The sequence below is a fragment of the Castellaniella sp. genome (assembly GCF_049671645.1).
In the GTDB taxonomy this organism is placed as follows: domain Bacteria; phylum Pseudomonadota; class Gammaproteobacteria; order Burkholderiales; family Burkholderiaceae_B; genus Castellaniella.
This window is the reverse complement of the sequence record NZ_JBATVG010000028.1, coordinates 1-12,182: the sequence shown is the minus strand read 5'-3', so window position 1 is coordinate 12,182 and position 12,182 is coordinate 1. Positions and strand designations below refer to the sequence as shown.

Annotated in this window: 10 protein-coding genes and 2 pseudogenes; 5 read left to right on the top strand and 7 right to left on the bottom strand. The window is 59.3% G+C overall.

Going from position 1 to position 12,182, the window contains the following annotated elements:
* Nucleotides 1-202: 202 nt before the first annotated feature.
* Nucleotides 203-555 (top strand): annotated as a pseudogene (locus WBG56_RS15460) (transposase); the annotation flags it as partial.
* Nucleotides 556-604: 49 nt separating this feature from the next.
* Here WBG56_RS15460 and WBG56_RS15455 read toward each other — a convergent pair.
* The 7 genes from WBG56_RS15455 to WBG56_RS15425 all read right to left on the bottom strand — a co-directional run bounded on the left by WBG56_RS15455 (nt 605) and on the right by WBG56_RS15425 (nt 9,010).
* Nucleotides 605-1,318, bottom strand: coding sequence for a phosphocholine cytidylyltransferase family protein (locus WBG56_RS15455; protein ID WP_424269924.1), 714 nt, complete (start codon nt 1,316-1,318; stop codon nt 605-607).
* Nucleotides 1,315-1,887 (bottom strand): gamma-glutamyl-gamma-aminobutyrate hydrolase family protein, encoded by a 573-nt coding sequence (locus WBG56_RS15450; RefSeq protein WP_424269922.1) that lies wholly within the window; start codon nt 1,885-1,887, stop codon nt 1,315-1,317. Before WBG56_RS15450 ends, WBG56_RS15455 begins: the two co-directional genes overlap by 4 nt.
* A gap of 22 nt (nt 1,888-1,909) precedes the next feature.
* Nucleotides 1,910-4,285, bottom strand: coding sequence for a PEP/pyruvate-binding domain-containing protein (locus tag WBG56_RS15445; RefSeq protein WP_424269920.1), 2,376 nt, complete (start codon nt 4,283-4,285; stop codon nt 1,910-1,912).
* A 10-nt stretch (nt 4,286-4,295) separates the two neighbouring features.
* Nucleotides 4,296-5,633, bottom strand: coding sequence for a formyltransferase family protein (locus WBG56_RS15440; protein ID WP_424269918.1), 1,338 nt, complete (start codon nt 5,631-5,633; stop codon nt 4,296-4,298).
* A complete protein-coding gene (locus WBG56_RS15435; protein ID WP_424269916.1) occupies nt 5,630-6,157 on the bottom strand; it encodes an adenylyl-sulfate kinase in 528 nt (175 codons plus the stop codon). The genes WBG56_RS15440 and WBG56_RS15435 overlap by 4 nt, the downstream gene beginning before the upstream one ends.
* Nucleotides 6,158-6,203: 46 nt before the next feature.
* Entirely contained in the window at nt 6,204-6,917 is a 714-nt protein-coding gene (locus tag WBG56_RS15430; protein ID WP_424269914.1) for a class I SAM-dependent methyltransferase, read from the bottom strand.
* A gap of 152 nt (nt 6,918-7,069) precedes the next feature.
* Nucleotides 7,070-9,010, bottom strand: coding sequence for a hypothetical protein (locus WBG56_RS15425; protein WP_424269912.1), 1,941 nt, complete (start codon nt 9,008-9,010; stop codon nt 7,070-7,072).
* A 192-nt stretch (nt 9,011-9,202) separates the two neighbouring features.
* On the opposite strand from WBG56_RS15425, the gene rfbF reads away from it, so the two are divergent.
* The 4 genes and pseudogenes from rfbF to WBG56_RS15405 all read left to right on the top strand — a co-directional run.
* On the top strand, nt 9,203-9,976 hold the full coding sequence (gene rfbF / locus WBG56_RS15420; RefSeq protein ID WP_424269910.1) for a glucose-1-phosphate cytidylyltransferase: 774 nt from the start codon (nt 9,203-9,205) through the stop codon (nt 9,974-9,976).
* A complete protein-coding gene (rfbG, locus tag WBG56_RS15415) occupies nt 9,973-11,061 on the top strand; it encodes a CDP-glucose 4,6-dehydratase (protein ID WP_424269908.1) in 1,089 nt (362 codons plus the stop codon). Before rfbF ends, rfbG begins: the two co-directional genes overlap by 4 nt.
* Nucleotides 11,058-11,624, top strand: coding sequence for a dTDP-4-dehydrorhamnose 3,5-epimerase family protein (locus WBG56_RS15410; RefSeq protein ID WP_424269906.1), 567 nt, complete (start codon nt 11,058-11,060; stop codon nt 11,622-11,624). The genes rfbG and WBG56_RS15410 overlap by 4 nt, the downstream gene beginning before the upstream one ends.
* Nucleotides 11,621-12,182 (top strand): annotated as a pseudogene (locus WBG56_RS15405) (SAM-dependent methyltransferase); the annotation flags it as partial. The gene WBG56_RS15410 and the pseudogene WBG56_RS15405, both read left to right, overlap by 4 nt.

Here is a 12,182-nt window from a genome sequence, read left to right as displayed (position 1 = left end):
GCATGAATGCCTTGGTCTGCGTGATGTAGACGCCCAAGCTGAAGGAGTACCCACCGTGACGGTCGCAGTGCCTCGGACTACTTCCCCTTGTCCAGTCTAGTCAATCACTGGACCAGCCTTCTGAAACACCGGACATAGTCGCCCATTTAAAATAGCAGGTAGGCATACAACTGTGTTTATGACCAGCGGCAAGCAGGAAGTGATGGAATTACTGGCTCAGTCGGAACGTCGGTGTCGCTGGTCGATGGTGCAGAAGCTGGTCATTGTGCGCGAGAGAAACGAGCATGGCCAGACGGTTTCGATGTTGACGCGCCACCATGGGGTGGATCCGAACCAGCTGTTTCACTGGCGCAAACTGTACCAGGGCGGTGGGTGCTGGCGAGCAGGTGGTCGCTGCCTCGGAGCTGGCCGACGCACTCAGGCAGATTCGGGATCTGCCGCGGATGCTGGGCAAGAAAATCATGGAGAACGAGATTTTGCGAGAAGCGGTGGAGTACGGCCGCTCAAAAAATGGATTGCGCGCTCGCCCTCGTTGCCGGGGGAGGACCAGTGAAGCGGTGTATTGACCCAATGAAACCCCGCTCATTTCAAACAGGCCATTACCTCACCCATAAGCCTCCAAATCCGTCTCGCTATCTACTTCTCCCCAAACCCCGCGGTAAGGTACTGCTTCGACAGGCACTCTTCTGGCCTGAACAATAGCCTGCAGCGTCCCCGTCATATGCATCTTGTCCCGTTTTGAAGCAGGCAGGCTCTCCCGGATCCGTGCAATCTCTGCCCACCCCGTCGGGCTAATCCGCAGCAACCCCATGTATTGTCCCTGGATAGCTTGCACAGAGTCAGGCGTCAGGCCGATTTCAGCTAGTGTCCCATCGGGATTCAATCGGAACGTTTCGGCGTCCGACAGGGGATCGGCAAATCGACGCTGCCAGATCTCCAACCAGTTCGGGTCGTAAGTGATAGCCAGATCTGCCCGCGAAGCCATCAACAGAGACACCGCTTCGAGCTCGTAGAAAATATCCGAATAGCTGATGATGCAAGGCTCGCATGACAGCCAGTCTTCGGCACAGGCAAGCGACGAAACCATATTGGTTTCCATCCAGCGCGGATTGTGAAATTCTCGAGAGGCGCGGTCGGCCAGCATCTCGCGGCGGTAACCGGTGACGATGCCGATGTCTTCGATGCCGGCGGCTCGCAGGGCGTCGATCTGACGGTCCAACAGTGCGCGACCCTGGAATTCGACCAGGCACTTGGGGCGATTGTCTGTCATGTGCAGCATGCGACTGCCACGCCCGGCGGCCAGGATGATGGCTTTCATAGGAACAGGTTCCGGATTCGTTGTTTGTCGATCGGGTCGAAGGGCGCGGATTCGCGTTCCGGGTGCCACATCCAGGCTTCCCAAGGCTTGTGGATGCCTCGTATGGCTTCGATCGCGCCGTCCGGCGCTTGCGCCAGCACGTCGAAGCCTTCGGGACAGGCTTGCGGCGCATAGGTGTGAAAGCTGTTCACGTCCTTGGCGATTGTTCCGGCGACGGGATGCCGGATACCGACGTGGCTTTGGATGGGAATAAGAGGGCAGCCTGCCCACAGAGCCATCAGCTGCATGCCGCGACACACGCCCAGTACGGGCAGCTCCATGTCGCTGGCCCATGCCAGCAGTTCCTGTTCGGTCTCGTCGCGTAGAGGTGTGGCGCCAATGTCATCTCCGCCCGTCAGGATCAGGCGGTTCACGCCCCAGGATTCACAGTACGCGCGGATGTGCCCCTGGCCCAGATTGGGTAACGGCATCCAGGCTGCTTCTGGCAGTGCGGACGCGAGAAACGCGGCCCAGTCCTGAGCGATGGCATCCCTGGGTTCCGCGTAGTTGGCCGCCGAGGTGACGCGCATGGTCAAGCCGATACGGATCGAATCAGGCTGCTTCAATGGGGCGGAGGATTTTTTCCACACAATTCAACTCCACGTGATGCGCATTGGAAATACGGCGGTAGATCTGTTCTCCGACGCCGATGGCGGCGGGCAAGCCCAGTTCCGCGCAGCGCACGGCCATGTGGGAGTTTGCGCCGCCATATTGTGTGATCAAAGCACCGGGTGATTTGGTGAAAATCCAGTCGAATCCTGGATCTGCATTTTCGATGCAGACGATCCTGTTTTGGATCTGGATCGTGGAGGGAGTGTTGGCGCTGAGGCGCACCACGGTGCCAGTGGCATGCCCCAGCCCGATGAAGTTTGGCACACTGCGATTCAGTGTGGCGACGTGAATGTCGCGGCCGCTGAACAGGATGTGGCTCAGGCGCAAGGCATGGGCGGCGTCGAGCGAGCGTCGGGCCCGGTCCGCCAAGTCGAGATAGTGGCGGTCCATGTCGTCCATGATGGCTTGATGGAGCGATGCGCGAATCGTATTCCAGTCCAGGAAGGAAAGGTCGTCCCGGGACAGGCCGTGGGAAGCGCCCCAGCGGATGATCGCGGAAAGGGCGTCGGACAGGCAGCGGGTGAAGATGAACTTGACCTGCTCACGGGCGGCGATCGCCTTGGCTGCATGCTCGAACAGCATCCGGGCATCGATCTTGGCAAATCCCGCCTCGGACAATAGGGCATCGATGTCCTGTGTTTCCTGTTCCGTGGGGGTGAATGCATCGGCTATCGGGGCGGGCGCGCCGGGTTCCATGTCCGTGAACAAGTCGTCGCGTTCGTCATAGCGCAGTGACGTGATTTCATACGTGCCTGGTCGCAGGTGGCCATAGCGACGGAAGAAATCGGTTCGTGCCAGGGTGTCCGCGCCGGCTGCCTGGTAATCGGTCAACAGATCGCGGGTCACTGTGTGGATGCCGCGTTTGAACTGAGCCAGCCGGTCCTGCGTCAGGGCTTTGCGCCAGACGGCGGATCGCAGCAGGGCTTCGGCAATGAACGCGTGGCGAGCCGCAATCGCGAAGGGCAGCGTGCCGGCGTCTTTGCAACGATCCAGCAGTTGCGCCGCCCAGTCCAGGTCTAGTCCTGGGGGGCGTGCTCGAGAGAGCTCTTCGTCCAGGCAGCCCGCGTCCTGCAGCGCCTGGTCCAGCGTGTTGTCCGGCCCGGGGCGCAGACTGTCGAGCGTCAAGCTGAGCAGGGATTGCCTGTATTTTCCCAGCTCGTCGGGTGCCAGCAGACCTGGGTAGCGGTCCGGAAATGTCGTATCGAAGCAGAAGTCCAAGCAGGTCGGGACGATCTCGAATTCGACCTTGTCATGAAATTCCGGATGATCTTCCAGACGTTGCAACCAAGCGTCCACCAACCGGCTGCCGATGCCGCCCTGCAGGGCGGCTGGCAGAAATGAATTGAAGCTGTTGCGGACATCAATGTATGGATGGTGGTTGATAGTGACCATCAGTTCAGCAGAGCCGGTGTCCCGGTAGCCCATCCGGGCGCGTGCCAGGTTCCAGACGCGTTCTGTGATCAGGTCCCGGTACAGCGATGCCGCCAGCGGACGTGGAGTGGTGCCGATGATCTCGGCTGGATTCCAGTCCGGCATGACGGCCAGGATGGTGCGTGCGCCCAGGATTCCTGGCCGGGGCTGGGATGTCTGTTCGATGAACCGTTCGGCCTGGCTGAGTTGTCGGTGGACGCGACGTTCCGTGACGGGGTGCCAGTTGCGGGCCAGAGCGATGCGGCGGACCTGGAACAGGTGCATTTTCCCTTGGCTGTCCAGGCCGAATTCGATGTCCAACGCGGCGCAATGGCAGATCTGCTCCAGTTCGCGCGCCAGTCGCAGGATGGCTGCGATGCGGTCCGAACGAATCAGGGATTCCGGGCATTCCCGATGGACGTAGAGGCTCTTGTGGATGCCGTTCCCGCTGGTCACGGCGTCGGTGCGCCCGGTTTCATCGTCGTAGTCGATGCAGAAATACGGCGCGCCGTGCACCATGTCGTAGGTCATGATCACGCCGCTGACGACGATGTCATGGGCCATGGCCTGGATCAGGACTTGATCCTTGGGGTTGCCCGTCATGGATTGCACGACTTGTCGGATGGCCGTGTCCAGGGCGTCCTGGTCGGAGGTAGTCACATCCAGGATGCTGAGAAACGCGCCGGCCATGGATGCGGTCGCTGCGTCCTCCGACAGGGCGCTTGATCGCACCGCGATGGGTCGGTTGCCGAACTTCACCTGGATGGCTGCCAGCACTTGTTCCGAACCGGCGTGCCACTGGTCGCAGGAGAAATGCGTGGATTCACCGATGGCACCCGACTGGACGCGGTCCGCCAAGTTGCGCAGGGTTTCGGCCTTGGTGCCGAATGTGAATCCGGAATTCATCGGTGTGTCGTCAGGCAGTTTCATGTTTCGGCAGGCCCAGGATGGCCAGGTGCTTCAGGACGGGGTGGATGACGAAATAGGTCGCGCCTTCGTCCTGTTTCTGGGGACTTGGCGGTGCGAATGATCCGGTGGTGGCATAGTCGCGCAACAACCGGATCAGCGTATCGGCCCGGATCGAGGCATCGTAGATTCGGTCAATGTCGATGTTCCTGTCGGGGGCGGGATAGCTTCGACGAGCCAGAATGCCGCCGGTGTCGATCCGGGCATCAAGAAAGATTGCGGTTACGGCGGGCGGTGCGCCGTTCAATAGGGCATAGTAGATCGTAGTACTGCCCCGGTAGTCGGGGATATGGCCCGCGTGCATGTGCAGAAACCGGGCGCCCAGGCCTAGCGCTTCGGAAGAGACGATCTGGCCGCCCGCACCGGAATAGATCAGCGTGTGAGGTTGCAACTGCCGGAGGGCCTCCAACGCGGGCGCATCGTTGACGCTGGATGCCGCGACTGTCAGGGTGCGGATGCCGGCCCGGTGGCAGGTGGCGATGACCGGTTCGTTCAGATCCACGAGTGGAATGCCTCGCCAGCGCTGCGGGGACGGAGGCGCCGCCGGAGCCCCAGGACCGTGATCGCCCAGCAGCAGGACGAATTCCGGATGCAGGCCGCTGGCCGCCAGTGCTTGGATGTAGGCTTGCGATCTGGCAGTAGGGGCGGCGACCAGGCCCATGCCGGGCAGTGTGGCCGGGGCTGGGCGCGTTTCCAGGGGAAGGAGAGAAGTGGCCTGCGCGTGCGGAGTCGGTGAATGGGCGGCAAGCCGATCCACCAGGTTCCGCTCCCGTTCCAGGATGGTCCGCAGGCGTGTGCCGTCAGACCGCGCTGTCATGGGCATCATGCTGTCCGACGTCAGCGTGTCCACACATTTCAGCAAGCCGTTGAGATAGCGTAGATCGGTGGTCGAAGCTGCCGCTTGCCCCAGAACCTCGGCCCACAGGAGATAGCGCTCCAGGCCGCGGTAACGAGCCGGATCCTTGGGTTTCCAGGCTGCCGTATAGTCGTCGTGCAGCCGCTTGGACACCTCGAAGCGCTGCAGGATGCGATCCAGCATGGCGCGGTCGGCGGCTGAAAGCGGGGAGGCTTCTATCGTCGCCTTCAGGCGCCGAAGGGTCTGGGCAACGGGTGCCGAGTCATTGATGGCTTCAGGGGCGTCATGGCTCGTGTCGCACGCAGCCAGAACAGCAGCCCTTTGATCATGCCAAGCACGCAGGAAATCCCGGCCGCCGAACGGGGTATAAAAGTAGGTATTCCTGTTTTCCAGCAGATCACCCGAGGCGTAGGGGTATGAAGAGGTGGTCATGACGCAGCATCCAGCCCAGCCTGCGCCAGCGCCCGTGCGGCCAGGGAGGGGATGTCTGGTGTGTCTCCGGAGGAGTCGACCACTAGGTCCGATTCTGAGGGCGGTTCGAACGGAATGTGTATGCCGACGACGTTGGGGACTTTACCGGCATCGGCGGCGGCATACAGGCCTTTGACGTCGCGTCGGCGCAGGGTCTCCATCGGAGCGTCCATGAAGATTTCGAAGTAACGGCTGAACCGGGTCCGGTTGTTTCGCTGCATGTCGGCGAAGATCGACAGGATACAGCAGACTACATGGATGCCTTGACGATCCAGCATTTCGCATAGTGCGGCGATGCGCTCGGCGTTGATGCGCCGACCTGCCACTGTATAGGGGGCAGTGCCCTGGTCGAAGGAAAAGACTTGTCGCAGGGTGTCGCCATCAAGCAATACTGTGTTGGGGTGCCGTGCCCGGAGTTGGCGGGCCATTTCAGTACCCAGTGTCGTTTTGCCGGAGCCGGACAGACCGATGAGCCAGATTATCATGATCAAGAGGCCGAGTTTGAGGAGATGGCTCGATGTTATTGCAGGATTATAGCTTTTGGGCGATTAGAACGTAAATATTGCAAAACTGATCGGGCATCGCTCGCATGAGCGTGTCTTGTAGTAGATGTCCGAGCCGGGATAGCTTATATCCTTCGGCTCGAGCCCTGTTTTCATCGAATTGCTTATGGGAAGCTGACCTGAAGGTGGGGAACTTATAAAGGAAGGGCATGTTCTCTACGGGGGAAATTGTGCTTATTTTGAATCCAGAATCAGAAAAAAGCTTTGAAAACTCTCTTTTTGTGAGATTCATTTTGTGAAATTTCCGAGGAAGCACTCGTTGTTCTTCGGTTTTCTGCTTTCTACTGGCCAGCCAATCGGTTATTCTGGTTTGTATGTTGTCTGCCCGGAACGATGCGCAAACGATTCCTCCCTTTTCCAGAACTCGATACGTCTCATCAATGGACTGCTTCAGGCTGCTTTCCAGATTATGGTAAAGGCCGAACGCAAGGACGTACTTGAACGATTGATCTCGATAGGTCAAATTGGTGATGTCGCCGGTTTCCACCTTCAGCGTGGGGTCGGCCGATTTCAGTTTTTTGATGGCTTCTTCTATGTAGTCCATTCCAACAATGTCATAGCCATGGTCGTGGTAATAGCGGAGTATGCGTCCGGCGCCGCAACCAGCTTCCAGTATTCTGCCGGACTTGTCCGTTACTGCCATCATCGCATATTTCAGCGGGTAGGCTTCGGGGTTGTTCATGGGCGCATCTGCGGGGATGCCTCCCCAGCGGGATTTCCAGTATTCCTTTGTGTCTTGCGAGCGGTATGTGATTCGCATATGAAATTTGACGATGGATATTTCTGGTTGATCGGGTTTTCGCCCCGAGGCAGAGTGGCAGGCATAACTGGTCGTTAGGGCTGGGGGGCAGCTCCTTGAAGTAATGTCAGGAAGTCCAGAATCTGTCTGTCTTTGCAGAGAGCGTATAACTTTCTCTTGGTCCCAAGCCTTTTTCTCAAGTCGAGAAAACTTTCCAACAGATAAGTGAATGAACAGATCAAGATCGGGGTGTCGTATGTCTGGAGTGCGTCGGGGTGCTGAACCGTCATCCCCTTCACAGTGGTTCCGATGAGCCTGGGGTCCGGGTCCGCAATTATTTTGACGGTGGATGTCGCCGCTGGGTGTTCAAGGAATTGACAAGCCAATTTTCGTGCGCCGTAGAGCGCCAATTCCCCATCATGCACGATTGGCCGAAATGTGTTCAGATCGATCAGCGTCGGATGTTCGAGAGGTTCGGACTTGTTTCCGGGGGGGATGCCTTTAACGACGGACAGCAGATTGGGAAGGAAATTTTCTTCCAGAAAATCTCCTGAGCTGATGGAAATGTTCGGATCGATGTTTTGGTTTTGGTATACATGATCCAGCAGGGATTTTCCAGTAAGAGCCCACCAGCGTTCGGCTGCGGCTCTCAGAGAAGGGGCTAGATCTTGCGTTGTTATCAGCTTGTAGAAATATTTCAGGCTCAGCTTGGAATAATAATCTAGAATTACGGTTTTCCTAGAATAACTATCGGCGAGAAATAGCAGGATTTCGTATTTTGATGGCTGTTTCGATGCTATGGCGTTGAGCGCCATGTTTGCCGGTTTTGCCGAAATAACCTGCAGTGCAGTGTAGGACAGTGGGTCGAGTGGTCGATTTTCCGAGTCCAGGTTGTAGTAGACCCATTCTTCCTGTGGCTTGTGCTCGAGGATGTAGTCGATATTTTTGATGAAATAGTCGATGGAGCTTCCTGGGTTATGGAAGCCGAGCCTTGCGCAGTTCTCGATGCGCTGGGAGGGTGTGATGATCTCCTTCTTGCCGATATAGGATTTTATCTTGCCCACCAGCTCGCTTTCTGGGCAAGTCTCCACCGAGGGATCCTGCGATGCTGTGGGGTTTCCGTCCGGGTGGCAGAGAAAGATAGGGCGGCCCGTCGCTAGACTGAATAAGTGCGCTTTATAGGCGCGATGGCACACCATGACCACTGATGTGGAGTAATCCTGTACGTAAGATTCTGCCGTGCTCAGATAGAAGTTCTCGAATTTTTTACCGAGATCCACACAGCGCTCGATGACTTCGTGTTGATAGTCGTATTTGTAGGGCCTGAAAATGATCTTGTGGTCCGGAAAATTTTCCAGTAATTTCTTGAGCGTGGGTTCTATGATATGAATTGATTTCTCTTCCTCCACGGACAGTAGCGCCACGTGATAGGCGATGGAATTGAGCCCGGACGGAGGGACTCGGGTCACTGCGTTGATGAACTGGTCCAGCTTTGGAAAGCCAAATGGGATTTGGCATACATGGCTGCTGGCATGGTTGCGGAAATTCCTGTGGTGCAGGCCTTCGAATGCAGTAGTTTCGATTTTCGATGATTCCCTTGTGGGGCTCAAAATATAATCAAAGGCCATCCCGCCGCCATAATCCATAACGGTTTTCAGAAAGGGGATGTCAACGCCGTGCGGTAGACCGATTTTGATCAACCCCTTGGGGTACTCGCTGTATGTGTCGCAATTCGATTCCGGCAGAAAAACCATATCAAAATTTTCCAGCAAGTCGATTTCACGGTCTTCGTATGTAACCAGCGTTTCTCCGATGGATTCCTTCAGATACCATGATGCGTCGTTATCGAATTCTCTGCGCTTCGCGAGGGCAAATCCGCTGATGCTTTCAAAATGATTTAATTTTTCCAAAAGTATCAGCAAATGGTGACTGATCGGGCTGCGTTCGATTCGGATGCCGATTTTTATCTCTCTGCGTGCCGCCTTTTTGTTTTTTTTCCATCTTTCCGCTAGCTCCGTCAGAGTCATTGTTTTCATCGGGGGGATATCCTTTTGGGGCGATGCCTCGAATTTCCTGAGGAAGGTGTCGAAAGTCCTTGTTTCCTCAGGTTTGGTGCGGGTTTTCTTCAGTAAAATCTAAAGCTGACCGGCTCCTTGGGTCCTGGTTTCCTTGGGGAGAGGCCTACTTGTGTATAAAAATTTCGTGTCCTTTGTTGATAGGATCTTACCGTGAAAGCAGTCATCCTGGCCGGGGGGCTGGGCACCCGGATTTCCGAGGAAACGCATCTCAGGCCCAAGCCGATGGTCGAGATCGGCGGCAAGCCCATTTTGTGGCATATCCTGAAGATGTACTCGCATCATGGCATCCGGGACTTCGTGATCTGCTGCGGCTACAAGGGCTATGTGATCAAGGAGTACTTTGCCAACTATTTCCTGCACATGTCGGATGTGACCTTTGACATGACCACCAACGGCATGGAGGTGCACCAGCGGCATGCCGAGCCCTGGCGGGTGACGCTGGTCGACACGGGCGAGAGCACGTTGACGGCGGGGCGCCTGAGGCGGGTGCGCGACTATGTGAAGGATGAAGACGCCTTTTGTTTTACCTATGGCGATGGGGTCAGCGATGTGGACATTGGCGCGTCGATTCGTTTTCACCGGGGGCATGGCCGTCTGGCGACGGTGACGGCGGTGCAGCCGCCGGGGCGCTATGGGGCGCTCAAGCGCGAGGGTGAGCGGGTGGCGGGCTTTACCGAGAAGCCTCGGGGTGACGGCGGGTTGATCAATGGGGGGTTTTTCGTGCTCTCGCCCGCGTGTCTGGAGCGGATCGAGGGGGATCAGAGCAGTTGGGAAGGCGAGCCGCTGATGTCGCTGGCGCGCGATGGCCAGTTGATGGCGTTTGAGCATAAGGGCTTTTGGCAGCCGATGGATACGTTGCGCGAAAAGAACCTGCTTGAGGACTTGTGGGTGTCGGGCCAGGCGCCGTGGAAGACCTGGGCGTGACGCAGGAGCGGAACACGGCTTTTATCAAGCCCGATCCCGCTTTCTGGCGAGGCCGGCGGGTGGTGTTGACGGGTCACACCGGCTTTAAGGGAAGCTGGCTGGCCCTTTGGCTGCATCGGCTGGGCGCCCGGGTGACGGGCGTTGCGCTGCCGCCGACCAGCGAACCAAATCTATACACGCAGGCGCGAGTTGGCGAACTGTGCGACAGCCATTTCATCGATATCCGCGACGCGCAGGCTTTGGCGGACCGGGTCCGCCGGGCCGAGCCCGAGGTGGTCTTTCATCTGGCCGCGCAGGCGCTGGTGCGCGCCGGCTATGAGGATCCGCTGGCGACCTATGCCACCAACGTCATGGGCACGGCGCACGTGCTCGAGGCCTTGCGGGGTGTGGAAGGCTTGCGGGTCGCTGTGATGGTGACCACCGACAAGGTCTACCGCAATCTTGAGCAGGCCTATCCCTATCGCGAGGACGATGCACTGGGCGGGCATGACCCCTACAGCGCCAGCAAGGCGGCCAGCGAACTGGTGATCGCCAGTTACCGCGATGCCTTTTTGTCTGCCCGGGGCGTGGCGCTGGCTTCGGCGCGGGCGGGCAATGTGATCGGCGGGGGCGATTGGGCGGCTGACCGTCTGGTTCCCGATGCGGTGCGTTGCTGGCAGGCCGGGCAGGCCTTGCCCGTTCGTCGCCCGCAGGCGATCCGGCCCTGGCAGCATGTGCTGGAGCCTGTCTGCGCCTATCTTCGGCTGGCCGAAAGCCTGTATGCCACGCCGACTTTGGCAGGCGCCTACAACTTCGGCCCGCACACGCACGAGGCAGCCACGGTGCGCCAGGTGGTCGGGCAGGCGCGCCAGGCCTACGGCGGGGGCGGCGTGCAGTGGGGGGATGGCGGCGAAGGGCCGCATGAGGCGGGCTGGCTGGCTCTGGAGGTCGCTCGCGCTCGCGCGGTGCTGGGTATTGAGCCGCGCTGGGCCTTGTCGGAGTCCATCGCCCGGACGATGGCGTGGTACCGCCACCGGCATGAAGGCGAGGACGCTCGAGCCTTGTGCGAGGCGGATATCCGGGCTTTCGAGGCGGCGGGGACATGACTCGCTTTGCCGTCAGCGAGACCGGGATCGAGGGGCTGCGTGTCGTCCAACGCCAGCGCCTGGGCGATGGGCGCGGCTTCCTGTCGCGGCTATTTTGCGCCGAGGAACTGGCGTCGGCCGGCTGGTGCAAGCCCGTGGTGCAGATCAACCATACCTGGACCCAGGTGCAAGGCACGGTGCGGGGCATGCACTTTCAGCATCCGCCGCATGCCGAGATGAAGCTTGTCACTTGCCTGCGCGGCGCGGTGTGGGATGTGGGCCTGGACCTGCGGGCCGGGTCGCCTACCTTTTTGCAGTGGCGCGCCGCGGAGCTCTCTGCCGACAATGGTCGTGCCCTGCTGCTCCCGGAGGGCTTCGCGCACGGCTTTCAGGCGCTGACCGATGATTGCGAGCTGCTGTACCTGCACACGGCGCCTTATGCCGCGCAGGCCGAGGACGGCCTGTCGGCCACCGATGCGGCGCTGAGCATCGCCTGGCCCTTGCCCGTCGCGCTGCAATCGGACCGGGACCTGCGCCATCCGGCGCTGACGTCGATGTTTACGGGACTGAAACTGACATCATGAATTGTCGTCATTGCGGCGCGATGCTGCGTCACACCTTTCTGGATCTGGGTTTTGCGCCGCCTTCGAACGCCTATCTGCGGGCCGAGGATCTGGCGCAGCCCGAGACCTATTTTCCGCTGAAGATCCGCGTCTGCGACCGGTGCTGGCTGGTGCAGACCGAGGACTATGCGCGCGCCGACGAGTTGTTCAGCGCGGACTATGCCTATTTTTCCAGCACCTCTAGCGGGTGGCTGGCGCACGCGCAGCGCTACGCGCAGGCGATGACGCGGCGCTTGGGGCTGGACGGCGAGAGCTTTGTGATCGAGGTGGCCTCCAACGATGGCTATCTGCTGAAGAATTTCGTCGCTGACGGCATTGCCTGCCTGGGCATCGAGCCCACGGCGGGCACGGCGGCGGCGGCCGAGGCGATTGGCGTGCCGGTGCTGCGCGCATTCTTTGGCGAGGCGCTGGGCCGCCGGTTGGCCGGCGAGGGCCGGCAGGCCGATCTGATCGCGGGCAACAACGTCTATGCGCACGTGCCCGACATCAATGACTTCACGCGCGGCCTGGCGGCGGCCT

Excerpts from the sequence above, each read along its gene's own strand:
- WBG56_RS15445 (WP_424269920.1), bottom strand. The coding sequence starts at position 4,285 with ATGAATTCCGGATTCACATTCGGCACCAAGGCCGAAACCCTGCGCAAC.
- WBG56_RS15425 (WP_424269912.1), bottom strand. The coding sequence starts at position 9,010 with ATGAAAACAATGACTCTGACGGAGCTAGCGGAAAGATGGAAAAAAAAC.
- WBG56_RS15440 (WP_424269918.1), bottom strand. The coding sequence starts at position 5,633 with ATGACCACCTCTTCATACCCCTACGCCTCGGGTGATCTGCTGGAAAAC.
- WBG56_RS15455 (WP_424269924.1), bottom strand. The coding sequence starts at position 1,318 with ATGAAAGCCATCATCCTGGCCGCCGGGCGTGGCAGTCGCATGCTGCAC.
- WBG56_RS15435 (WP_424269916.1), bottom strand. The coding sequence starts at position 6,157 with ATGATAATCTGGCTCATCGGTCTGTCCGGCTCCGGCAAAACGACACTG.
- WBG56_RS15430 (WP_424269914.1), bottom strand. The coding sequence starts at position 6,917 with ATGAACAACCCCGAAGCCTACCCGCTGAAATATGCGATGATGGCAGTA.
- WBG56_RS15450 (WP_424269922.1), bottom strand. The coding sequence starts at position 1,887 with ATGCGCGTCACCTCGGCGGCCAACTACGCGGAACCCAGGGATGCCATC.
- WBG56_RS15410 (WP_424269906.1), top strand. The coding sequence starts at position 11,058 with ATGACTCGCTTTGCCGTCAGCGAGACCGGGATCGAGGGGCTGCGTGTC.